The sequence below is a fragment of the Streptomyces sp. NPDC017991 genome, from assembly GCF_044328075.1.
Taxonomy (GTDB): Bacteria; Actinomycetota; Actinomycetes; order Streptomycetales; family Streptomycetaceae; genus Streptomyces.
The window spans coordinates 237,236-259,829 of record NZ_JBIRGP010000004.1 but is presented as its reverse complement, the minus strand read 5'-3'; the positions used below and the strand labels follow the sequence as shown (position 1 = coordinate 259,829).

Genomic DNA, 22,594 nt, shown 5'->3' with positions numbered 1-22,594 from the left:
GCCTCCGTCTGTTGCCGGCGCTCTCGCCCTGCTCGGTCTTCGTCGTCTGACTCGGCGTCGCTGAGCCCACCGATGGGCCGGACGCCGGGGACCAGTCTGACGCACCGCACTGACAGTCGGTGCCTCTCGGGGTCAAGTCGTTCCGAGCGGCAGTCGAGGCTCCGAGCGAGAGTTGTGCACAGCCCAGACTTCGAAACGGTTCTCAGGCTCTCTCTAGTTGTCAGTAGTAGTAGGGGCTGTGGATACCGTGGATAACCCCGTTTTTGCAGGTCAGGGCCGCTTTTTTGTCCACCGACCCTGTGGGTGGAGGCGGTGGATAACACGCCTCTTCTGTGGACGGCGAAAAGTTCTGCACACTCCGTGCACAGGAAGGGGGTAGTTGTCCCCAGCGCCGTCCCCAGCTTTACCCACGTTCCCCACAGCCCAACCCGGCACCTTCGTGTGACGCCTTTCACTCGACCCGGTGAGAACGCGCGTCGTGTTGCCGAACAGTGGACAGCGATGTGGAGAAGCTGACGATCACTGGGGACAACTGCCCCTAGCCTGTGGGTCGCCGGTGGACAACTTCCCGCGCAGCCTGTGGATCATTTCTTTGTCCACAGGCTGTGGACATCTTTTGTCCACGGATCCACAGGGCACTGAGCTGGGCTGATTCTCTTTCAGCAGCTGTCCCTGTGGACACGATCTGGACAACTTCGCAGTCCCCAGGGTGTGGACACAAGAAAGTCCCCGAATCTGTGGAGGGCGCCCGTAACCAGGCGCGTAATCGAACAGCTGATGGCTGTCGGGTAACGGCGGAACGGCTCCTGGCGGGGGTCCGGAGGGTCCCGGACGCGGTTCGGGAGGGGTTCGGGAGGGGTTCGGGAGGGGTGCGGGAGGGGTGCGGGAGGGGTGCGGGGGTGGTTCCGGGGGCCTGAAGAGGGTGAAAAGGGTGTCGGAGCCTCTGCTGCCGGAACGGCGAAGGCGCCCTCGGGAACGAGTCCCGAGGGCGCCTTCGCCGACGTATCGCGCTGAGTGTCAGCCGTTCTTGATGCGGTTCGTGAGTTCGGTGACCTGGTTGTAGATCGACCGGCGCTCCGCCATCAGGGCACGGATCTTGCGGTCGGCGTGCATGACGGTCGTGTGGTCACGGCCGCCGAACTGCGCGCCGATCTTCGGCAGGGAGAGGTCCGTGAGCTCGCGGCAGAGGTACATGGCGATCTGGCGGGCCGTCACCAGGACCCGGCTGCGCGAGGAGCCGCACAGGTCGTCCACGGTGAGGCCGAAGTAGTCGGCGGTGGCCGCCATGATCGCCGGGGCGGTGATCTCCGGGGACGAGTCCTCACCGCCGGGAATCAGGTCCTTGAGGACGATCTCCGTCAGACCGAGGTCGACCGGCTGCCGGTTGAGCGACGCGAACGCCGTCACCCGGATCAGCGCGCCCTCCAGCTCGCGGATGTTGCGCGAGATGCGGGACGCGATGAACTCCAGCACCTCCGGGGGGGCGTTGAGCTGCTCCTGCACCGCCTTCTTACGAAGGATGGCGATACGGGTCTCCAGCTCGGGCGGCTGGACATCGGTGATCAGACCCCACTCGAAGCGGTTCCGCAGCCGGTCCTCCAGCGTCACCAGCTGCTTGGGCGGCCGGTCGCTGGAGAGGACGATCTGCTTGTTCGCGTTGTGGAGCGTGTTGAAGGTGTGGAAGAACTCCTCCTGCGTCGACTCCTTGTCCGCCAGGAACTGGATGTCGTCGACGAGCAGGATGTCCATCTCGCGGTACCGCTTGCGGAAGCTGTCGCCCTTGCCGTCGCGGATGGAGTTGATGAACTCGTTGGTGAACTCCTCGGAGCTCACGTACCGCACCCGCGTGCCCGGGTAGAGGCTGCGCGCGTAATGCCCGATCGCGTGCAGCAGGTGCGTCTTGCCGAGGCCGGACTCCCCGTAGATGAACAGAGGGTTGTAGGCCTTGGCCGGCGCCTCGGCGACGGCGACCGCGGCCGCGTGCGCGAAACGGTTCGAGGCGCCGATGACGAAGGTGTCGAAGAGGTACTTCGGATTGAGTCGCGCGGTGGGCTCACCGGGCCCCGTCGCGGGCGCCGGCTGCGCGGCCAGCGGGCCCGGGGCGCCGCTGGAGGCGGGCAGTGACGAGCCGACGGGGCCGCCGCGGTGGACATGGCCCATGCCGGACGGGGACGGCGGCTCGGACCGGTCACGGCGGCCCGGACGCTGGTCGTAGTCGGAGCGGGGCTGGTCGTAGTCGGGCCGCTGCTGCTCGTAGTCGGACCGCTGGTCGTACGGCGAGCGGCCCGGCTGCTGCCGGTAGTCCCGCGGAGGGGACGCGTAGGGGTCGCGGTCGGGGAAGCCGAGCCGCTGCTGCTGCCAGCCGTAGTCGTCCTGCGAGGGCCGCGGCCAGGCACCCGGATCGGGGCGCTGGTAGTCGGGGTACGCGGGGCGGGCCGTCGGGAGCTGGTCCTCGTGGGAGGGCGGCTGCTGGTCGGGGCGGCCCTGCGGATGGTCGTCCATGCGGTCGTCCATGCGGTCGTCCGCGCGATGGCGGCCGTACCCGCGGTAGCCGTCGCGGCCCTGCGAGGGCGGGCGCTCGGGCTCCTCGTAACGCTGCGACTGCTGGACGGGCGGCGACGACGGTGCCGGGGATTCCCCCATGGAGTCGTCGACCGTGATCGCGATACGGATCGGCCGGCCGCACTCGCGGCTCAGCGTTTCGCTGACGACCGGCGCGAGGCGCCCTTCGAGGACGCCCTTCGCGAACTCGTTCGGGACGGCGAGCAGTGCGGTGTCCGCCACCAGCGCCAGCGGCTGACAGCGCTTGATCCAGTGCTCGTCCTTCGTCTCGACACCCTGCCCGCGGCCCTCCCCGAGAAGTTGCTCCAATACTCGTGGCCACACTGCGGCAAGATCGGCAGGTACGTCAGCCACAGGGCACGCTCTCTCACGGGTCCCACGAACGTGTGATTCCTGGGACGGGTCGGGTTGGAACTCGGTGAACGGGGTGGACGAAGCCGCTGGAGCGGCCGGAACGAATGAGATGGAGCGGAGAGAAGGAAACGAACCGGAGTCCGGCCACGGTAGTCAGGGCGACCCATGCGGTTCAAGTTGTTGTCCCCAGCCTGTGGACAGTGTCTCCCGGGCGGCGCCGGTTTGACCGGATGGCGTAGCCGCGCGTACCGTGACCAGGTCGAGTTGTCGATGGCTGCTGCCGCCTGCCTCCGATGGGCACAGATCGCGAAGAGTGATCGGGAAGCGGTGCACTCGGGCGTAATGCGAGCTACTCGTTGGCGCACGGTGACAGCCAGGACGGCACTCCGCCGCCACCGATTCTTTCTGGAGCCCCCGAGTGAGCAAGCGCACCTTCCAGCCGAACAACCGCCGTCGCGCCAAGACCCACGGCTTCCGCCTGCGGATGCGTACCCGTGCCGGACGCGCGATTCTCGCGAACCGCCGTGGCAAGGGTCGCAGCAGCCTGTCCGCCTGATTACCTAAACAGGTCATGACGTGCTGCCTACCGAGCATCGGCTGAGGCGGCGCGAGGACTTCGCGACCGCGGTACGCCGAGGACGCCGGGCTGGACGCCCGCTCCTCGTCGTCCACCTTCGTAGCGGTGCAACAGACCCGCACGTGCCTGGGGAGAGCACTCCCCCGACGCGTGCGGGTTTCGTTGTCAGCAAAGCCGTGGGCGGAGCCGTCGTACGCAACAAGGTGAAGCGTCGGCTTCGCCATCTGATGCGTACGCGAGTGGCTCGGCTGACCCCCGGTAGCCTGGTAGTCGTACGAGCGCTGCCCGGTGCGGGCGACGCCGACCATGCACAGCTGGCCCGAGACCTGGACGCCGCCCTGGAGCGGCTGCTGGGAGGGGGCGCGCGATGAAGTACCCGCTGCTGGCTCTCATCAAGATGTACCAGTGGACCATCAGCCCGTTGCTCGGGCCGGTGTGCAAGTACTACCCGTCGTGTTCCCACTACGGGTACCAAGCCATCGACCGGCACGGTGCGATCAAGGGAACGGCACTCACCGCCTGGCGCATCCTGCGGTGCAATCCGTGGTCGCTGGGCGGTGTGGACCATGTCCCGCCGCGCAAGCGTCCGCGGTGGCACGAGATGCCGCGCAACGCCTGGCGTGCACGCAAGGGCGGGAACTCCGCCGCCGAACCGGCCACCGAGGGGCACGGTATGTCCAACCATCCCTCAAGCCCGGCCGCCGAGACCCCGTCCCATGCTCAAGGAGCCTGATTAGTGGACACGATTGCCAGTATTTTCAGCTTCATCACGACACCCGTTTCCTGGGTCATCGTCCAGTTCCACTCGGTGTACGGCGCCATCTTCGGCCCCGACACGGGCTGGGCCTGGGGCTTGTCCATCGTGTCCCTGGTGATCCTGATCCGTATCTGCCTGATCCCGCTCTTCGTGAAGCAGATCAAGGCCACCCGGGCGATGCAGACGCTGCAGCCCGAGATGAAGAAGATCCAGGAGCGCTACAAGAACGACAAGCAGCGCCAGTCCGAAGAGATGATGAAGCTGTACAAGGAGACGGGCACCAACCCGCTCTCCTCGTGCCTTCCCATCCTGGCGCAGTCGCCGTTCTTCTTCGCCCTGTACCACGTGCTCAACGGCATCGCGTCGAACGACACCATCGGCGTGATCAACGACCGGCTGCTGGAGAGCGCGCAGAAGGCGCACATCTTCGGCGCCCCGCTGGCCGCGAAGTTCACGGACGGCAGTGCCAAGGTCGAAGCACTGGGCTCCTCGATCACCGACGTGCGCGTCGTCACGGCGATCATGATCGTCCTGATGTCGTTCTCGCAGTTCTACACGCAGCGTCAGCTGATGACGAAGAACGTCGACACCACGGTCAAGACGCCGTTCATGCAGCAGCAGAAGATGCTGATGTACGTCTTCCCGGTCATGTTCGCCGTCTTCGGCATCAACTTCCCCGTCGGTGTCCTCGTCTACTGGCTGACCACCAACGTGTGGACCATGGGCCAGCAGATGTACGTCATCCGCAACAACCCGACGCCGGGTTCCAAGGCCCAGGCCTCCTACCTGGAGCGCCTGCACAAGCACGTCACGCAGCACGGCAAGACCCGTGGACGCGGACAGAAGGCCATCGTCAAGGCCATCGTCGCCAAGGGCCGGGACCGCAACGAGTTCGAGCGCAAGTTCATCAACGGTCTGACCAAGGCGGGCCTGGCGGCCCAGGCCGACGGCAATGTGGTGAAGAGCGAGGCCTCGACCCTGGTCGAGACCGAGGACGGCACCCCGGCGGCGGGCGCGGCTCCCAAGCGCCAGCAGCCCAAGCGGCAGAGCAAGTCCCAGCGGCAGTCGGGCACGGTCCAGGGCGGTGCCAAGGCCGCGGGCGAGTCCGAGCCGAAGACCTCCCTCAGCAAGTCCGACGAACCGCAGGACGCCAAGCCCGGCCCCAAGCCGGCGGGTGGTGAGCCCGCGTCCGGCGGCACCCGCAGCAAGGCCCAGTCCGGACAGCGCAAGGGTCCGCAGCGGCCCAAGTCCCCGTCCAAGAAGTAAGCAAGAAGGAGTCCATCCCGTGACGGAAGGCACCACCGCCGCTGCCCCTGAGGGTGGCGACACCCTGACCCGCCTGGAGCAGGAGGGCGAGATCGCGGCCGACTACCTTGAGGGTCTGCTGGACATCGCCGACCTCGACGGCGACATCGACATGGATGTCGAGGCCGATCGTGCGGCTGTCTCGATCATCAGTGATTCCAACGGCCGCGACCTGCAGAAGCTGGTCGGCCGTGACGGCGAGGTGCTGGAGGCACTCCAGGAGCTCACACGCCTGGCCGTGCACCGGGAGACCGGAGACCGCAGCCGGTTGATGCTGGACATCGCGGGCTATCGCGCCAAGAAGCGTGAGGAGCTCTCCGAGCTTGGCGCGAAGACCGCGGCCGAGGTCAGGAGCTCCGGAGAGCCGGTCAAGATGGACCCGATGACGCCCTTCGAGCGCAAGGTGGTGCACGACGCCGTCAAGGCTGCCGGCCTGCGCAGCGAGTCCGAGGGCGAGGAGCCGCAGCGCTTCGTTGTCGTGCTCCCTGCCTGATCAAGCACGTCGTACTCCCGGCCCCGTCTGTGTTCGCAGGCGGGGCCGAATTTTGTCAGCCCGGTGTGTGTCGATAGTTCCTGATAGTCCTTGTAGTCAGCGCGTCGTGCGCTCAAGCGGTACGGAAGGACGGTTCCCCGTGACGGAGGCAGCGGAGCTCCCCCCTGCGCCCGAGCAGGCTCGGGCGGTATTCGGTGATCGCTTCGCGGACGCGGTTCGGTTCGCGGAGTTGCTGGCCGACGTGGGAGTTCAGCGCGGTCTGATCGGTCCTCGTGAGGTACCTCGTCTGTGGGAACGGCATCTGTTGAACTGTGCCGTGCTCTCGGAAGTGGTTCCGGAGGGCGTGACCGTGTGCGACGTCGGGTCCGGGGCCGGTCTTCCCGGCATCCCCTTGGCCCTTGTCCGCACGGACCTCAAGATCACACTGCTTGAGCCGCTGCTGCGGCGCACGAACTTTCTCAACGAGGTCGTCGAGCTGCTGGGGCTCGACCATGTCACCGTCGTCCGTGGGCGCGCCGAGGAGGTCCTCGGCAAGCTGCCTCCGGTCCACGTGGTGACGGCCCGGGCGGTGGCTCCTCTGGACCGCCTCGCGGCCTGGGGAGTCCCGCTCCTGCGTCCGTACGGAGAGATGCTCCTCCTCAAGGGCGATACCGCGGAGGAAGAGGTCAAGAGCGCCGGCGCCGCCCTGAGCAAGCTCGGAGCCGTCGACACTTCGGTGCTGCACGTCGGCGAGGGCGTGGTGGAACCCCTGGCCACGGTGGTGCGTGTGGAGGTCGGGGAGAGCCCAGGGGGTGTGCGGTTCGCGGCCAAACGGGCGAAGGCAGCGCGGACGGGAAGGACCCGAAGGCGTCGCTGACGGCGGTCCGGCAGGGACGTCGGACGGTGGGTGTACGTCGTCGGGGCGGAGACATGGTGACTGATCCGTCCTGACGACGAGACGTACTCCACACAAGCTGCCAAAGCTGTGCATGCCGGAGTGTCGCGCGATGGCGGCCCCGCGTGCTGTGCATCGTGTTTCACGTGAAACGTCGCTCATTGCTGCACGGCATCATCGGTCGCGGCCGCGCTGCGGCCGAACCCCGCGACCGTAACCCGCTGGGATCCTTGGGATCCTCCGGGAAAAGAACCTCTCCTGACCGAAGCGCGCCCCCCGAAGAGGGCATGGAGTTGTCCACAGAGGTGGATTTCTCCACAGAAGCACGGGCCTCGCTGGTTCACGACCCCGATGGCATGGGAGGCTCTGTTCATTGCGAGCCTGAAGTCGAGGAGAGTGAATCCTTGCGGTCCGACGCCAACATCGCGGGACCGATGACCGATCCGGTCCCCGGTCCCCGAACCGAGTCGATCGGGGACGATGTTTCACGTGAAACACCGCCCCCGATGGACGACACTCCCATCGGTCGTGCTGCCCAACTTGCTGTGGAGGCTCTAGGCCGAGCCGGCGAGGGCCTGCCACGGCCTGAGCAGACCCGCGTCATGGTGGTCGCCAACCAGAAGGGCGGGGTCGGAAAGACCACGACCACGGTCAACCTTGCTGCCTCTCTCGCGCTGCACGGCGGCCGGGTCCTGGTGATCGACCTGGATCCCCAGGGCAATGCGTCCACCGCGCTGGGGATCGACCATCACGCCGAAGTTCCGTCCATCTACGACGTGCTGATCGACAGCAGGCCACTCTCCGAGGTTGTTCAGCCGGTCCCAGACGTCGAAGGCCTCTTCTGCGCTCCTGCCACGATCGATCTCGCCGGTGCGGAGATCGAGCTGGTGTCCCTGGTGGCACGTGAGAGTCGACTGGAACGGGCGATCCTGGCGTACGAGCAGCCGCTGGACTACATCCTCATCGACTGCCCACCCTCCCTGGGACTGCTGACGGTCAACGCGCTCGTCGCGGGCGCGGAGGTCCTCATCCCGATCCAGTGCGAGTACTACGCACTGGAGGGCCTGGGCCAGCTGCTGCGCAACGTCGACCTGGTGCGGGGACACCTCAACCCCAACCTGCACGTGTCGACGATCCTGCTCACCATGTACGACGGCAGGACGCGTCTCGCATCCCAGGTCGCCGACGAGGTGCGCAGCCACTTCGGCGAAGAGGTACTGCGAACGAGCATTCCGCGCTCGGTCCGTATCTCCGAAGCCCCCAGCTATGGGCAGACGGTGCTGACCTACGACCCGGGATCGAGCGGCGCCCTCTCCTATCTTGAGGCGGCGCGCGAGATCGCATTGCGCGGGGCCGGTGTGGCCTACGACGCGCAACATGCCCACATGGGCGCACACAATGAACAGAGCATGGTGGAGGGGATCCAGTGAGCGAGCGACGGAGGGGGTTGGGCCGTGGTCTCGGCGCACTGATCCCTGCTGCCCCGACAGGGGAGAAGGCGGTACCACCGGCGATGGGCGGAGCTTCCACATCGCCGGGAGCCGTACCGGTGCTCACCGCCGAGCGTGGGGTGGCGGCGGCCAAGGTTGCCTCGCTTCCGCCGGCCCAGGTCTCGCATGAGCCGGAAGAGCCGTCGGTGAGTGTGTTCGGGGAGGCTCCGGCGGCACCTGTGGGTGCGTACTTCGCTGAGTTGCCCCTCGACTTCATCACGCCGAACCCGCGGCAGCCCCGAGAGGTGTTCGACGACGACGCTCTCGCCGAACTCGTCACCTCCATCAAGGAGGTCGGGCTTCTTCAGCCGGTTGTCGTACGGCAGGCGGGGCCGACGCGCTATGAGCTCATCATGGGCGAGCGGCGCTGGAGGGCCTGCCGTGAGGCAGGGCTTGAGGCCATCCCGGCGATCGTGCGAGCCACGGACGACGAGAAGCTCCTCCTGGACGCTCTTCTGGAGAACCTGCACCGGGCTCAGCTGAACCCGTTGGAAGAGGCTGCCGCCTACGACCAACTGCTCCAGGACTTCAACTGCACGCACGATCAACTGGCCGACCGCATCGGGCGGTCACGCCCTCAGGTCTCCAACACCCTGCGTCTGCTGAAGCTCTCGCCGTCGGTCCAGCGCCGTGTGGCCGCCGGAGTCCTCTCCGCCGGACACGCCCGGGCGCTGCTCTCTGTCGCGGACTCGGAGGAACAGGACCGTCTGGCTCATCGGATCGTGGCCGAGGGACTCTCGGTGCGGGCCGTCGAGGAGATCGTCACCCTCATGGGTTCGCGGCCGCAGTCGGCTCCGCGCTCCAAGGGACCGAGGGCCGGTTCTCTGCTCTCTCCGGCGCTCAACGATCTCGCGGGTCGTCTCTCGGATCGTTTCGAGACCCGGGTGAAGGTCGACCTCGGTCAGAAGAAGGGCAAGATCACCGTCGAGTTCGCCTCGGTCGAGGACTTGGAGCGCATCCTCGGCTCGCTCGCTCCGGGTGAGGGACCGGTTCTGCAGAAGAGTCTCGTGGACGACGACTCCGAGGACACGGAGTCCTGAGTCTCGATGGCCGGTCGGTTGCGACTGGCCCGGCGGTGGAGCGGGCTGTGTCCGGTGTGTACCGGAACACGGCCCGTTCTTTGCTTTCTGTCGGTATCGATGGAATCGCATCGTGGATACGATGCGTTCGGGTATGGCGCACCACCTGGCAGTACCTTCTGTGGGGAGGCGGAGGCCATGCGAACGGTGAGCCGCACAGGACTGGTGAGCGCGGGTCTGGGGATAGGCGCAGTCGGAGGGTTCGTCGGCAGCCTGCTCCGGGAACGGAGTGCTCTGACAGCCGCCCGCGATGCCGCGGGCGAGGGAAGCGAGGAACTGCCTTCATGGGGCGCCGGCTCGTACCGCTCACGCTGGACAACCTTCAGGACCTTCCCAAGCGCTGTCGCGCGTGTGTCTTCTGGGAGTTGGACCCAGTCAGCGGCCAGGCCGCGGTAAAGGAAGGCACTCCCGACCTGGAAAAGGAGGCGTGGATCTCCGCCGTCCTGCTGGAATGGGGATCCTGCGGCCGGGTCGTCTATGTGGACGACGCACCGGTGGGCTTTGTGATGTACGCACCGCCCGCCTACGTGCCGCGCTCAACGGCATTTCCGACGAGTCCGGTCTCGCCCGACGCTATCCAGTTGATGACGGCCTTCATCCTGCCGGAGTTCCAGGGACAGGGGCTCGGGCGGGTGATGGTCCAGACGGTTGCCAAGGATCTACTGCGGCGAGGCTTCAAAGCCATCGAGGCCTTCGGGGACGCCCGGTGGAAAGAGCCCGCCTGTGTCCTTCCCGCTGACCATCTACTGGCCGTGGGCTTCAAGACCGTCCGGCCGCACCCGACGTATCCGCGTCTGCGTCTGGAGCTACGGACGACGCTCTCCTGGAAGGAAGACGTGGAGTTGGCGCTCGACCGGTTGCTGGGGGCCGTACAGAAGGAACCAGCTCTGCGCCCGTTGTAGAGCGCGCCGTGCTGAACATACGAATGGGCCGACCCGTCGGGGTCGGCCCATTCGTGTTTCACGTGAAACATCGTCGCTCGCGAGCGACGGCTTGCTGAATCAGTCGGCGATGAAGTCCTCAAGGTCCCGCACGATCGCGGCCTTCGGCTTCGCGCCCACGATGGTCTTGGCGACCTCGCCACCCTGGTAGACGTTCAGGGTCGGGATGGACATGACGCCGTACTTGGCGGCCGTGCCCGGGTTCTCGTCGATGTTGAGCTTGACGATTTCGATCTTGTCGCCGTACTCGGCGGCGATCGCCTCAAGGGACGGCGCGATCTGGCGGCACGGACCACACCAAGCAGCCCAGAAGTCCACCAGTACGGGCTTCTCGCTCTTCAGTACGTCCTGCTCGAAAGAGTCGTCTGTCACGTGCTTCAGGGTGCCGGCCACGGCGGGCTCCTTAACTGGTTGGTGCGGTGGGGCGGATCGGGGGGTCAGACAGTGGTCTTCTCGGGCTCCGCAGGCTCGCCGTCCGCGAGGGCGGCGAGGAATCGCTCGGCGTCGAGAGCTGCGGAGCAGCCGGTGCCGGCCGCGGTGATCGCCTGGCGGTAGGTGTGGTCGACGACGTCGCCGGCGCCGAAGACACCCGTCAGGTTCGTGCGGGTCGAGGGCGCCTCGACCTCCAGGTAGCCCTCCTCGTCCAGGTTGAGCTGACCCTTGAAGAGCTCCGTGCGCGGGTCATGGCCGATCGCGATGAACAGGCCGGTGACAGGCAGCTCGGACGTCTCGCCGGTCTTCAGGTTGCGCAGCTTCAGGCCGGCGAGCTTCTGGTCGCCCTGGATCTCGGCCACCTCGCTGTCCCAGACGAACTTGATCTTCGGGTCGGCGAAGGCGCGCTCCTGCATCGCCTTGGAAGCGCGCAGCGTCTCGCGCCGGTGGACGATGGTCACGGACTTGGCGAACCGGGAGAGGAAGGTGGCCTCCTCCATGGCGGTGTCGCCGCCGCCGATCACGGCGATGTCCTGGTCCTTGAAGAAGAAGCCGTCACAGGTCGCGCACCAGGAGACGCCACGTCCGGAGAGGGCGTCCTCCTTCGGCAGACCCAGCTTGCGGTGCTGCGAGCCGGTGGTGACGATGACGGCCCTTGCCCGGTGGACAGTACCCGCGGTGTCCGTGACGGTCTTGATCTCACCGCTGAGGTCGACCGAGACGATGTCGTCCGGAATCAGCTCGGCACCGAAGCGCTCGGCCTGTGCCCGCATGTTGTCCATGAGCTCGGGGCCCATGATTCCGTCCTGGAAGCCGGGGAAGTTCTCCACCTCGGTCGTGTTCATGAGGGCACCACCCGCGGTGACGGCGCCCTCGAAGACCAGCGGCTTCAGCGACGCGCGCGCGGTATAGAGCGCCGCCGTGTAGCCGGCGGGGCCGGAGCCGATGATGATCACGTTACGGACGTCGGTCACGGCTTGATTCCTCGTCTCTGGGGACTGCTACGTACGACCGGGGGAGCTTCTCTCGGAACTCTCACCCCACCCAACGGATCCTAAGGGGCGCGCATTCCCACTGTGTCCGGGCACACGAAGACGAGTCACCGCGAGGGGAGGTCGGGACCGGGACGAAGCGTGCCGAGGGCGGTCCGTGACGGAGCCGAGCAGACTCAGCTGCGCGGGTAGGTGTGCTCCAGCAGAACCTTGCCACCGGAGACCGACGGCTTGTCCACACAGGCGGAGTCGACGACGTAAGCCGTGACCTGTGTCAGGTCGGTGGCGGCGGGCAGCACCACGAGGTATGCGTCCGTGCCCTCGTAGGAGCCTTCCTTGGAGGCGATCGGGATCGCATCGCGGCCGATCCCCTGCATGACGCAGCCGGGCACCGAGGGTGTGTTGAAGACCTTCGGCCCGTCGGTGGACGCGGTGCCCTGGGGGCGGGAGCTGCGAGGACCGCCGTCCTTCTCCTTCTCCGCCTTGGCCAGGAGATCCGCGACCTGACCCTCCAGCTCCTCCCCGGCGAAGGTGTCCGCGGAGTCGCTCCGCTGCGGAGATACCGACGGCGGGTCGTTGCCCGTACCGTCGCCCCCCATCGTCTGGATCAGCAGGCCTCCGAGGCCCAGCGCGGCCGCCGTGAACATGGCGCCCAGGACGACGGTGCTGCGGCGACTGCGACGGGGGCGGTTCGTGCGACCCGGCCCGGTCGCGGCACGAGGACGTCCTGCGGGGCGGTCCGTCACGGTCGATGTTTCACGTGAAACATGCCCGCTGCCGCTGCCGCCGCAACTCACTTCCTCGCGCTCGTCGTCGGCCGACGGACGGGACTCACTCACGGACGAGAGGTCGCCCGCACCAGAGGTGCCAGGCACTGTGGCGTTCAACAGGGCTTCGGCGGCGAGGGCGGCGTCGATGCGTCCGGCGACGTCGTCGGGCATCCGCAGTGGGCCCGGCAGCGTGCCGAGCAGGCCGCGGATCTCTTCCAGCGAGTCGTACATGTCGGTGCAGAGGGTGCAGTCGTCCAGATGGCGTCGTACATCCGCCGACCGGGACGGAGGGAGCAGACCTTCGGTGAGGTCGGAGATCTCCGTGACGTCCGGGTGCCCGGCCGTGTCGGTCGTGGATGTCACGCTCGCCCACCTCCGCCCTTCACAGCCGCTGAATCGCTTGGTCCGTCATGTGGTCCCGCTGCGGGTGGGACGGATGTCCCCTGCGTACGGTTCCTTCCCTCGCTCGACTTCTTGCTCGGTCTGTCGCTCGCACTGTCCGTGCGCAGGTGTTTGAGCAGGGGGAGAAGCCTGGCTCTGCCACGAGCACAGCGGCTCTTGACCGTGCCGATCGGCACGTCGAGCAGACTGGCGGCCTCCGCCACGGGGTAGCCCTGCATGTCCACCAGGACGAGAGCGGCCCGCTGATCGGCGGGCAGGGTACGCAGGGCCGCCAGCAGCTCACGGTGCAGATCATTGCGCTCGGCCGGCGCGGAGGCCGACTCATGCGGTTCCAGGAGCTGCTCCAGGCGTTCCGTGTCGTCCACGGGTGAGGTCTTCCTGGAGGCCGTCTTGCGGGCCCGGTCCAGGCAGGCGTTCACCGTGATCCGGTGCAGCCAGGTGGTGACGGCAGACTGGCCGCGGAAGGTGTGGGCGGCCCGGTAGGCGGAGACGAGAGCGTCCTGGACGGCGTCTGCGGCTTCCTCTCGGTCGCCCAGCGTCCGCAGGGCCACGGCCCAGAGCCGGTCGCGGTGACGCCGTACGAGCTCGCCGAAAGCATCGGGATCACCCTCGACATGACGGGCGAGGAGGTCCTGATCGCTTACTTCGCTGTAGGCGCCGTCCGCCATCGAACCTCCTCCCCCTCGGTTGCTCCTCAGCCGGTGAACTTCACATCGGTGATCGCCTGCTTGTAACCGGCGCCACTGAACTGGTCGCCGGCCGCGTTCGGCACCGCGGTGATCCAGACCAGAACGTACCGGGTCTTCACAGCCTTCTTGGCCGAGATCTTCAAGTCCGTCGTACTGGTCGTGCCGGCAGCGATCTTCGTCATCGAACCCAGACTCTGCGAGGACGACAACGAGTTGGCCGCGTACAGGGTGGCCGTCGTGTGGTCGCCCGCGTAGTACAGCCCTATCGAGGCCGCCGATACTTCCTTCTCGGATCCGAGGTCGTAGACGATCCCGACACCCTGCTTGAAGGGGGCCAGCTTGGGACCGCCCCGGTAGGAGTACGTCCTCCAGTAGGTGGAGCTGTCCTTGTCGTACGTCAGGCCCACGTCGTTCGCGTGCTGGGGCTTGCCGTCCGGGTAGTACTCCGCAGCGCTCTGGATGGTCAGCGGTTTGGCCGGCTTCGTCTCCTCGCCGCTCTTGTCGTTGTCGTCCGTGATCTGGGTGTCGCCCGTCTCGTCGGACTTCCCGTGATCCATGAGCGCGTCGGCGAGCTGCCAGCTGCCGAGTCCCAGCGCGGCGATCAGAAGCGCGGACACAGCCCACTTGAGGGCTTTGCCCGTGCGGGTCTGCAGCGGGGGAAGCGGCGCCGGCATCGCCTGGGTGGATCCCGGGTGAGGCGCGGGGCGGCCGTAGTTGCCCTGCTGGTACGTCGTCCGCTGATACTCGGGCGGCGCGGTGAACGCCGGCTCGGGCGGACGGATGCGGGGCATCTCGCCGATCGCCTTCACCAGTTCCTCCGGCGTGGTGCACGGGGGTTCCTGGCGGGACGCGGTGGCGCCGTCGTTGGCGAGCGCGCGCATCGCGAGCTCCGACATACCGCGGTGCACGCCTGCGCGTACCTGGTCGGGTGCGATGAGGCCGACGCCCTTGGGCAGTCCGGAGAGTCCGTACGCGTCGTCCTCGTAGGGCCAGCGCTGGGTGAGCGTGGCGTACAGGAGAGCGCCGATCGCCTCCGTGTCCGTGCGCTGCGGGGTGTCGGAAGTGATGCCGCGCAGCGCGGCGTTCACGGCGAGGCCCCGGATGCGCCACTGGCCGGACGAGGTGCGCAGCACGGCGCCAGGGGTCAGCTTCAGATGCGCCAGCCCCTCGCGGTGCGCGGCGGCCATCGCCTGGGAGACCTGACTGACCATCTGGTACGCCTCGTGCACCTCCAGCGTTCCGGCGGCCAGGAGCGTCGTCAGCTCCGTGGCGTCGGGCAGCCATTCGTGCACGACATAGACGAGGTCGTTCTCCTCGACCGCGTCCAGGACCTGGACGAACCGGGGGTCGCCCAGCAGGGCGGACGAACGGGCCGCCGCGAGGACGGACCGCGCCCGTGGATGGTCTGCGGGCAGCAGGTGCACACCGACGGCGCGGCGGAGTTTCTCGTCCACCGCACGCCAACTGCTGAAACCGTCCACACGGGTGACGCACTCCTCCAGGCGGTAACGTCTGGCGAGTTTGTGACCACTGTGCAACTCGGGCGGTGAAGTCCTGCCGGGGCTCTCGTTCCCCCCGCTCCCCTGTGCCTCTGTGCTCTCCGAGCTGTCCGTGTCCCGCTCCCGGTTCTGGGCCACCCCGTCGGCCGTGGACTGGTCCGCCTTCGCGGTCAGCGGCTCATCGCCGCTGTTGTCCGCCACGTCGACGGCAGCCGTGCTCCGTTCCGCCACCGTCGCTCCTGCCTCCCCATTCGTTGCGCGCTGTCCGACGCCAAAGCCAATTGTGCCCACAGTCCGTCCCTCTGCACGACACGCGGTCGCGGACGATGGTTGTGCGCCTACCCCGCTCTCAGCGCCCAAGGCGCCCGCGGACCATGCCCACCATTCCGTTCAGTTCCTCGATACGCATCCGTCGCGCCGCGACGAAGAAGACACCGAGCAGTACGACACCACCGCCGAGCAGGGCGACGAACGAGCCGCCGACGCCCTGTCCCAGCGACTTGCTGATCCCGTAGCAGGCCGCGCCGCTGAGCAGCGCGGCCGGTACCGCGGCGATCGCGAGCCGCGCGTAGGTACGCAGGACGCGGCCGCCGTCCAGGTCGCCGCCCAGCCGCTTGCTCAGCCGCCGCCACGCGACCCCGACACCGATGGCATAGGCGAGACCGTACGACGCGGCCATGCCCGCGACCGCCCAGCGCGAGGGAAGCAGGAGGAAACAGAGCGCGGAGGCACTGGCGTTGACGACGGCTACGATGACCGTGTTGTAGAAGGGGGTGCGGGTGTCCTCGTACGCGTAGAAGGCACGCAGCACCACGTACTGCACGGAGTAGGGGATCAGGCCGATGCCGAAGGCCATCAGCATGAAGCCCATGTTCGTCGCCTCGCTGGTACCGGAGGCGCCGAACATCAGCGTGCACATAGGGATGCCCAGTGCGACGAAGCCGAAGGAGATCGGCACGATCGCCACGGCCGTCGTACGCAGCCCCTGGGAGATGTCGTCGCGCACGGCGCCGGTGTCGCCCTCGTGGGCCGAGCGCGCGAGCCGTGGCAACAGGGCAGCCATCAGGGAGACCGTGATGATGGCCTGCGGAAGGCCCCAGATGAGTTGAGCGTTGGCATAGGCGGCGAAGCCGGTGCCCTTGCTCCCGGAGCCGTTGCCCGCCGCCGCGGTGGACAGCTGGGTCACGACGATCGCGCCGGCCTGGTTGGCGAGGACGAAGAGCACGGTCCACTTGGCGAGCATCGCCGCCTTGCCGAGTCCGTGGCCCTTCCAGTCGAAGCGCAGGCGCAGTCGGAAGCCGGTCTCGCGCAGGTACGGGATCATCGCGAGGGCCTGGACGACGAGGCCGAGCAGGACGCCGAGGCCGAGCAACCGCTCGCCCTCCGGCGGGATGGTCGCGGCCTCCATGTGAGAGCTGCCGGAGGTGCCGTACACCCAGATGAACAGTCCGAGCGTCACGATGATGACGACGTTGTTGAGGACCGGGGTCCACATCATCGCGCCGAACTTCCCGCGCGCGTTGAGGATCTGACCCATCACCACGTGGACGCCCATGAAGAAGATCGTGGGCAGGAAGTAGCGGGCGAACGTGACGGCGACGTCGTTGGCCGCAGGATCGCCCGCGACCCGCGTCGACAGCGCGCGTACCAGAAGGGGTGCGGCGAGCACCGCCAGTGCGGTGAGCAGGCCGAGAACGACGATGACGAGGGTCAGCAGACGGTTGGCGTACGCCTCCCCACCGTCCTCGTCGTCCTTCATGGCCCGCACCAGCTGCGGTACGAAGACGGAGTTGAGGCCGCCGCCGACGGTCAGGATGTAGATCATCGTGGGCAGCTGGTAGGCGACCTGGAAGGTGTCGCCGAGGAGGCCGACGCCCAGCGCCGCGACGATCAGCGCGGAGCGGATGAAGCCGGTGAGCCGGGACACCATGGTCCCGGCGGCCATCACGGCGCTCGACTTCAGCAGCCCCGAGGCACGGCCCCCGGACTTCTTGGCGGGGGCGGCCGCGGGCACGGGAGGCGTCGCGGCGGCCGGAGCCTGTTCCCCCGCCGGCGGGGGAACGCTGGGCGGCCCCGCCGGGGGCTGGGCGCCGCCCTGCTGTTGGTCACGGAAGAGATGAGCGAACGCGTCCGGCTCGTGGCGCTCCTCGCCGGCCTGGGTCACCAGGTCGTCCACGCCCACGAACTGCGTCGTACGGGGATCGTCCCCGTACGGCAGGTACTGGGTGGGGCCCTCCGGCTCGGGCGCAGGCGTCTGCGCCCACACCCGGGGGTCGGGGGCGTACGCGGACTGGGGCGGCTGGGCGTAGAGCGGGGGCTGCGGCTGGTACGTGCCGGGCGGCGGCGGAGGATGCGCGGCGCGGTCGTAGAGGGCCTCGGTGACAGGATCCTGGGCGGACAGGTCCTGCGCCTGGTAGGGGTCCTGGGCGTAGGCGTCCTGGAAGTACACCTCGGCCGCGGGCTGCGGAGGCACCTCGCCTGGATCCGGCGGGCCCTGCGGCGGGCCGTCGGGGTGGCCGGAGCCTCCCGCGCCCTGACCGCGGTCACCGTCGTACGGCGCGTTCATGGTTACCCCACCTCATCGTCCCCGGGCCCACCGGCCACGACATCGCTCAACGGTCCACTCTCTCACCCGCGCCGGACGGGTCAGTGATTTCCGGTGCGGTGTCCGGTGAAGGGTCACTCGGGTGCTCCGGGTCGGGCGGACTCGACTCGGTCGTGGACGCCCGGTCGTGGACGCCCTTTGCCTCGTCGGTGCTCTCCGCGTCCGTGGCGGGGGCCTGCTCCGCCGAGTCGTCCGTGGGGACGGCGTCCGCTTCCAGCGCGGCCTGGCGGGCCGCCTCCCGCTTGCGCTGCGTGTACATCCGGAATCCGGCGAGCACGAGCAGGAGGACACCGCCGGCGATGACCAGCATCACCGTGGCCGTGATCTCGGTGACCTTCACGTCGAAGGCGACCGGGGGCCCGTACGCCTGGCCGTCCTCGGTGTACAGCTGGGCGATCACCCCGGCCCGGCCGTTCGCATGGGCGTTGGTGGTGAACTTCACCGACTGGCTGTGCCCGCCCGCGACCGCCACCGGCTGCTCATGGAAGGCACCGTCGCCGATGCTGAGGCGGCTCGGCTGCGTGGAGGTGAGACGCAGCACCAGGTGGTCGACGCCCTGGACGAGGTTGTTCTGCACGGTGACCGGGATCGTGGCGCTGCGGCCCGAGAGCTTGGCCTCGGACTTGTCGATCAGCCCGACGCCCTCGGTGAGGCTTCTGAGGTAGTTCAGCACGCCGTCGCGGTACGTCGTCGCCTCGTCCGCACGGCCGCGCCAGGAGGCCGACATCGACCGGTCCATCGCCCGCCCGAAGGGGGTGACCACCCGGGACTTGTCGGAGAGGATCACCTGGAAGCTGTTGAGCTTCTTCTGTGTCTCCTCGATCTGCGCGAAGGCCTCCTGCGAGAGCTCCTGCTTGGCCAGCGAGCGGGGGTACGCGGACGCCGACGGCACTCGGGTGGTGGCGCCCGCGTCCGGCTTGGCCTTGGTGGCCGCGGCCAGCTCGGCCGACTCCGACCAGTTCCCGTCCTGGAGCGCTGTCAGTGCCTGCGCCATCGTCTGGGCCTGGCTGGCGGTCGGCATGCGCTGCGGGGTGACCACGACGCTGCGCTGCTTGTCCGGGGCCTGGCGGGTGAGCATCAGGCTCTGGGCGAGGAAGCGCTGCACGGCGAGGGTGGAGTTGTCGGCCACCGTCATGTCGCCCTGGAAAGCCGTCGACAGACGGGCGTCCGCGACGACCGCCGTGGTGCCGCCGCCGATCGGCCGGGCCGCCGAGGGCGTGTACGGGAGGGCGCCGGTCTCCTGGAGGCTGTCGCTGCGGGAGAGCACCGTGTCCGCGCCGGCCGAGGTCGCCACCTTGACGATCGACGGGTCGATCGCTCCGCTCACCGGCCAGGCGTACTCCGTGCTGGGGGTCACATGGAGGACCGATTCCACGGTGATCGCGGCCGCGGTGGTCGCGTCCTTGAGATGGCTCAGGGAGCCGGTCACCTTCGTGCCGTGGTGAGCCAGGGACGCCAGGTCCGGGTCGGCGAAGGGGAGAGCGACGACCTCCTCGCCCTCGACCGCCTTCTCCAGCGTGCCGAGCCACTGCTTGGCCACCGCCTGGTGCGTGCCGGCCGTGGTCGTCCTGCTGGAGCCGTTCACCTGGACGCGGTAGCTGCGGGTCATGGCATCGACAGAGGCGAGCAGGTCCGGGTCGATGACCCAGGTGATGTCCAGGTCCTTGCCGAGGCTGAGGAGCTGTTCCAGACGGCCACCGGGGGAGAGCTCGGCGGCCAGGGCGTCGTCGTCCGCGAAGACGGGCGTCTGCTGCTCGTTCGAACCCGTCTCGGCCGTCATGTGGGAGGTCGAGATCAGTGGCCAGAGGTAGGTGGTTCTCGTCTTCGCGTCGGCGGCTTCCGGCTGCCACGGGAGGAAGGTCCGCTCGATTCCGAGAATCTGGTCGTACGCCGCGGCGGTGGTCCGGCCGGTGAGCGTGACACCGAGCTGGTAGACGCCGTCGGAGCCGAGGTCCAGCTTGTCGACGGGGACGGAGATGCTGAACGTCTGCGGGACGCCCGGGGCCAGCCTCGCGAACTCGGCCACGTACTTGCCGCCGACCTCCGAGCCCGCGTAGGGGTTGCTCTTCGCGGCGTCGTCGATGGCCGAGCGGCCGTTCAGCGTCGGGCCCACCCGCAGTCCGACGTGCGCGGCGGTGACCGCCTGCTTGCCCTTGTTGACGACCCTGCCGGAGACGGTGAGCGTGTCACCGTCGGAGGGGACGCTGGGGCTGAGCGAGTCCAGCGAGACGTCGACCGTACGGGAGCCGGTGGCCTCGGCCGCGGCGCTGGGTTCAGCGGCATACGACGACGAGGAATTGGGCAGCTGTAGGACGCCGGCCAGCAGAGGCGCCCCGGCGAGCAGTGCTCCCGTGCGCCGAAGCCACCGGCGGGCAGGTGAGGGACTGGTCCCCTGGAAGTCTGCCGCCTCGGCCACGCGCTCGCCCGTCCCTCGTCGTCGTCAGTGGTCGTCGGAATGTGCGTCCACGCATGGTAACGATGCTCGCCGAGGGTAAGTGCCGCGGTCCGCTCCACAAGATCGGAAGAAGAGACCCGGCTGTCCCTCTATGTGGCCGTATCTAGGGCAGTGTCCCCACCGTGGACAAGGGGAGGGACCTGTGCACTTTTAATGAAGGCGCCCTCGGGCATCGGGGCCACGTAACCTTTTCTGTTGTGTCGAACGCCAACGAAGACAGTCCCAGTGCACTGAGTCAGGTGCAGAACCGCGCGGTGAGCGAGCTGCTGCGGGTGTCCCCCGTCGCCGATGAGCTGGCCCGCCGTTTTCAGGAGGCCGGGTTCTCGCTCGCCCTCGTCGGCGGCTCGGTCCGGGACGCCCTGCTCGGCAGGCTCGGCAACGACCTGGACTTCACGACCGATGCCCGCCCCGAGGACGTACTGAAGATCATGCGGCCCTGGGCCGACTCCCTGTGGGACGTCGGCATCGCCTTCGGCACGGTGGGAGCGCAGAAGGACGCGCGCGTCGGTGATGTCGTACAGAGCTTCGAGATCGAGGTGACGACCTACCGCTCCGAGGCGTACGACCGGTCTTCGCGCAAGCCCGAGGTGTCCTACGGGGACTCCATCGAGGAAGACCTGGTCCGCCGTGACTTCACGGTGAACGCGATGGCGGTGGCGCTTCCCGAGAAGAAGTTCATCGATCCGCACGGCGGTCTCGGCGATCTCGCCGCCCGTGTCCTGCGGACTCCGGGGACCCCCGAGTCGTCCTTCTCCGACGACCCGCTGCGGATGATGCGGGCGGCGCGCTTCGGGGCGCAGCTCGACTTCGAGGTGGCGCCGGAGGTTGTCGCGGCGATGAAGGCCATGGCCGACCGCATCGAGATCGTCTCGGCCGAGCGTGTGCGTGAGGAACTGAACAAGCTGATCCTCTCCGCGCACCCGCGCAAGGGGCTGTCGCTGCTCGTCGACACAGGGCTCGCCGACCGCGTGCTGCCCGAGCTGCCCGCGTTGCGTCTGGAGCGGGACGAGCACCACCGGCACAAGGACGTCTACGACCATTCGCTGATCGTCCTGGAACAGGCGATGGCGCTGGAGGAGAACGGCCCGGACCTCACCCTGCGCCTGGCTGCCCTGCTGCACGACATCGGTAAGCCGCGGACGCGTCGCTTCGAGGAGGACGGGCGGGTCTCCTTCCACCACCACGAGGTGGTGGGGGCCAAGATGACCAAGAAGCGGATGACCGAGCTCAAGTACTCCAACGAGCTGGTGAAGGACGTCTCGCGTCTGGTCGAGCTGCACCTGCGCTTCCACGGTTATGGCACCGGGGAGTGGACCGACTCGGCCGTCCGCCGTTATGTCCGTGACGCGGGACCACTCCTCAGCCGGCTCCACAAGCTGACCCGCTCCGACTGCACGACACGGAACAAGCGCAAGGCCACCGCCCTCTCCCGCGCCTACGACGGTCTGGAGGAGCGCGTCGCCCAGCTCCAGGAGCAGGAGGAGCTGGACGCGATCCGTCCCGACCTCGACGGCAACCAGATCATGAAGGTCCTGGACATCGGGCCGGGCCCGGCCATCGGTCAGGCCTACAAGTTCCTGATGGAACTGCGTCTGGAGAACGGGCCGATGGAGTACGACGCCGCGGTGTCGGCTCTCAAGGAGTGGTGGGCGGAGCAGAGCTGAGAACGCGCGGGCGCGTCCGGCCGGGGTCATGTTTCACGTGAAACATGACCCCGGCTGTCAGACGCCGGATACGCCGAGGGCCGTTGTTTCACGTGAAACAACGGCCCTCGGCGTATCAGCGGGCTCTTACTTCTTCGCGGAGTACTCCGACAGGCAGAGGGTGAAGTCACTGCTGCCGCCGGTCTCGGTGTACTCGGCGTACTTGGTGCGGTCGCAGCCCGAGTCGTCACTCTTCTTCTGCTCGACCTTGTACGCGGCCTTGGAATTGCCGCAGTCCACGACCTCAAGCTCCGGGTCGGTGGTGCTGTTCGGGTTGCCGATGCTCATGCAGTCGCCGACCTTGGCGCTCGATGCATCGTCACGGCTCGCCAGCCAGCCGCCGACCGCGACTATGAGGACGACGACGGGGATGGCGAAGCGCAGGTACTTCTTGAGGTTGCGCTTCGGCGGCTCCGGCGCGACCGGGGGGTAGGGGGCGTTCGGCTGCTGCGGGTAGCCCTGCGGGGGCTGCTGCCCGTAGGGGTTGCCCTGGGGCGGCTGCTGCCCGTAGGGATTTCCCTCGGCCGGCTGGCCCTGAGCGAACGGATTCTGGCCCTGCGGCGGCGGCGTGGTCACTTGGGGGTCCCCCTCGAACGTGGAGCGCGTGGCGCGAAA

Annotated in this window: 19 protein-coding genes; 10 read left to right on the top strand and 9 right to left on the bottom strand. The window is 68.0% G+C overall.

Annotated elements, in window-relative coordinates; genetic code table 11:
• Positions 1-1,017: 1,017 nt before the first annotated feature.
• Positions 1,018-2,916 (bottom strand): chromosomal replication initiator protein DnaA, encoded by a 1,899-nt coding sequence (dnaA, locus tag ACH4DZ_RS13875; RefSeq protein WP_398287286.1) that lies wholly within the window; start codon positions 2,914-2,916, stop codon positions 1,018-1,020.
• A 418-nt stretch (positions 2,917-3,334) separates the two neighbouring features.
• Between dnaA and rpmH the strand changes: the two genes are divergently transcribed.
• From rpmH to ACH4DZ_RS13830, 9 genes are all read left to right on the top strand, one after another.
• On the top strand, positions 3,335-3,472 hold the full coding sequence (rpmH, locus tag ACH4DZ_RS13870; protein WP_003967884.1) for a 50S ribosomal protein L34: 138 nt from the start codon (positions 3,335-3,337) through the stop codon (positions 3,470-3,472).
• A gap of 20 nt (positions 3,473-3,492) precedes the next feature.
• Complete coding sequence (rnpA, locus tag ACH4DZ_RS13865; protein WP_210881459.1) at positions 3,493-3,864, top strand: ribonuclease P protein component; 372 nt, start codon at positions 3,493-3,495, stop codon at positions 3,862-3,864.
• Positions 3,861-4,226 (top strand): membrane protein insertion efficiency factor YidD, encoded by a 366-nt coding sequence (gene yidD, locus ACH4DZ_RS13860; protein ID WP_107020403.1) that lies wholly within the window; start codon positions 3,861-3,863, stop codon positions 4,224-4,226. The genes rnpA and yidD overlap by 4 nt, the downstream gene beginning before the upstream one ends.
• Positions 4,227-4,229: 3 nt before the next feature.
• The gene (yidC, locus tag ACH4DZ_RS13855; RefSeq protein ID WP_398287285.1) at positions 4,230-5,516 is read left to right on the top strand and encodes a membrane protein insertase YidC; all 1,287 of its coding nucleotides are present in this window, start codon (positions 4,230-4,232) and stop codon (positions 5,514-5,516) included.
• A 19-nt stretch (positions 5,517-5,535) separates the two neighbouring features.
• On the top strand, positions 5,536-6,048 hold the full coding sequence (locus tag ACH4DZ_RS13850; RefSeq protein ID WP_398287284.1) for a protein jag: 513 nt from the start codon (positions 5,536-5,538) through the stop codon (positions 6,046-6,048).
• A 139-nt stretch (positions 6,049-6,187) separates the two neighbouring features.
• Positions 6,188-6,904, top strand: coding sequence for a 16S rRNA (guanine(527)-N(7))-methyltransferase RsmG (gene rsmG, locus ACH4DZ_RS13845; protein WP_398287283.1), 717 nt, complete (start codon positions 6,188-6,190; stop codon positions 6,902-6,904).
• A gap of 374 nt (positions 6,905-7,278) precedes the next feature.
• Complete coding sequence (locus ACH4DZ_RS13840) at positions 7,279-8,352, top strand: AAA family ATPase (RefSeq protein ID WP_107020407.1); 1,074 nt, start codon at positions 7,279-7,281, stop codon at positions 8,350-8,352.
• Entirely contained in the window at positions 8,349-9,452 is a 1,104-nt protein-coding gene (locus tag ACH4DZ_RS13835; protein WP_398287282.1) for a ParB/RepB/Spo0J family partition protein, read from the top strand. Before ACH4DZ_RS13840 ends, ACH4DZ_RS13835 begins: the two co-directional genes overlap by 4 nt.
• Before the next feature lie 323 nt (positions 9,453-9,775).
• Positions 9,776-10,393: a GNAT family N-acetyltransferase gene (locus ACH4DZ_RS13830; RefSeq protein WP_398287281.1), complete on the top strand. Its 618-nt coding sequence runs from the start codon at positions 9,776-9,778 to the stop codon at positions 10,391-10,393.
• 99 nt (positions 10,394-10,492) lie between these two features.
• On the opposite strand, the gene trxA is transcribed toward ACH4DZ_RS13830, so the two are convergent.
• The 7 genes from trxA to ACH4DZ_RS13795 all read right to left on the bottom strand — a co-directional run bounded on the left by trxA (position 10,493) and on the right by ACH4DZ_RS13795 (position 20,237).
• Positions 10,493-10,825 (bottom strand): thioredoxin, encoded by a 333-nt coding sequence (gene trxA / locus ACH4DZ_RS13825; RefSeq protein ID WP_398287280.1) that lies wholly within the window; start codon positions 10,823-10,825, stop codon positions 10,493-10,495.
• Positions 10,826-10,869: 44 nt separating this feature from the next.
• A complete protein-coding gene (gene trxB, locus ACH4DZ_RS13820) occupies positions 10,870-11,838 on the bottom strand; it encodes a thioredoxin-disulfide reductase (protein WP_398287279.1) in 969 nt (322 codons plus the stop codon).
• A gap of 194 nt (positions 11,839-12,032) precedes the next feature.
• Positions 12,033-12,989 carry an anti-sigma factor family protein gene (locus ACH4DZ_RS13815; protein ID WP_398287278.1) on the bottom strand — a complete coding sequence of 319 codons (957 nt, stop codon included), beginning with the start codon at positions 12,987-12,989 and terminating at the stop codon, positions 12,033-12,035.
• Positions 12,986-13,696 (bottom strand): RNA polymerase sigma factor SigM, encoded by a 711-nt coding sequence (sigM, locus tag ACH4DZ_RS13810; RefSeq protein ID WP_398287277.1) that lies wholly within the window; start codon positions 13,694-13,696, stop codon positions 12,986-12,988. The genes ACH4DZ_RS13815 and sigM overlap by 4 nt, the downstream gene beginning before the upstream one ends.
• Before the next feature lie 26 nt (positions 13,697-13,722).
• Positions 13,723-15,447 (bottom strand): protein kinase family protein, encoded by a 1,725-nt coding sequence (locus ACH4DZ_RS13805; RefSeq protein WP_398287276.1) that lies wholly within the window; start codon positions 15,445-15,447, stop codon positions 13,723-13,725.
• Between the two features lie 118 nt (positions 15,448-15,565).
• A complete protein-coding gene (gene murJ, locus ACH4DZ_RS13800) occupies positions 15,566-17,782 on the bottom strand; it encodes a murein biosynthesis integral membrane protein MurJ (protein WP_398287275.1) in 2,217 nt (738 codons plus the stop codon).
• 46 nt (positions 17,783-17,828) lie between these two features.
• Complete coding sequence (locus ACH4DZ_RS13795) at positions 17,829-20,237, bottom strand: DUF6049 family protein (protein ID WP_398287274.1); 2,409 nt, start codon at positions 20,235-20,237, stop codon at positions 17,829-17,831.
• A gap of 236 nt (positions 20,238-20,473) precedes the next feature.
• On the opposite strand from ACH4DZ_RS13795, the gene ACH4DZ_RS13790 reads away from it, so the two are divergent.
• The gene (locus ACH4DZ_RS13790) at positions 20,474-21,940 is read left to right on the top strand and encodes a CCA tRNA nucleotidyltransferase (RefSeq protein WP_398287273.1); all 1,467 of its coding nucleotides are present in this window, start codon (positions 20,474-20,476) and stop codon (positions 21,938-21,940) included.
• 126 nt (positions 21,941-22,066) lie between these two features.
• Here the strand turns inward: ACH4DZ_RS13790 and ACH4DZ_RS13785 are convergent, their stop codons facing one another.
• The gene (locus ACH4DZ_RS13785; RefSeq protein ID WP_398287272.1) at positions 22,067-22,555 is read right to left on the bottom strand and encodes a hypothetical protein; all 489 of its coding nucleotides are present in this window, start codon (positions 22,553-22,555) and stop codon (positions 22,067-22,069) included.
• Positions 22,556-22,594: the final 39 nt, after the last annotated feature.

Excerpts from the sequence above, each read along its gene's own strand:
- yidD (WP_107020403.1), top strand. The coding sequence starts at position 3,861 with ATGAAGTACCCGCTGCTGGCTCTCATCAAGATGTACCAGTGGACCATC.
- ACH4DZ_RS13840 (WP_107020407.1), top strand. The coding sequence starts at position 7,279 with ATGGGAGGCTCTGTTCATTGCGAGCCTGAAGTCGAGGAGAGTGAATCC.
- ACH4DZ_RS13830 (WP_398287281.1), top strand. The coding sequence starts at position 9,776 with ATGGGGCGCCGGCTCGTACCGCTCACGCTGGACAACCTTCAGGACCTT.
- sigM (WP_398287277.1), bottom strand. The coding sequence starts at position 13,696 with ATGGCGGACGGCGCCTACAGCGAAGTAAGCGATCAGGACCTCCTCGCC.
- murJ (WP_398287275.1), bottom strand. The coding sequence starts at position 17,782 with ATGAACGCGCCGTACGACGGTGACCGCGGTCAGGGCGCGGGAGGCTCC.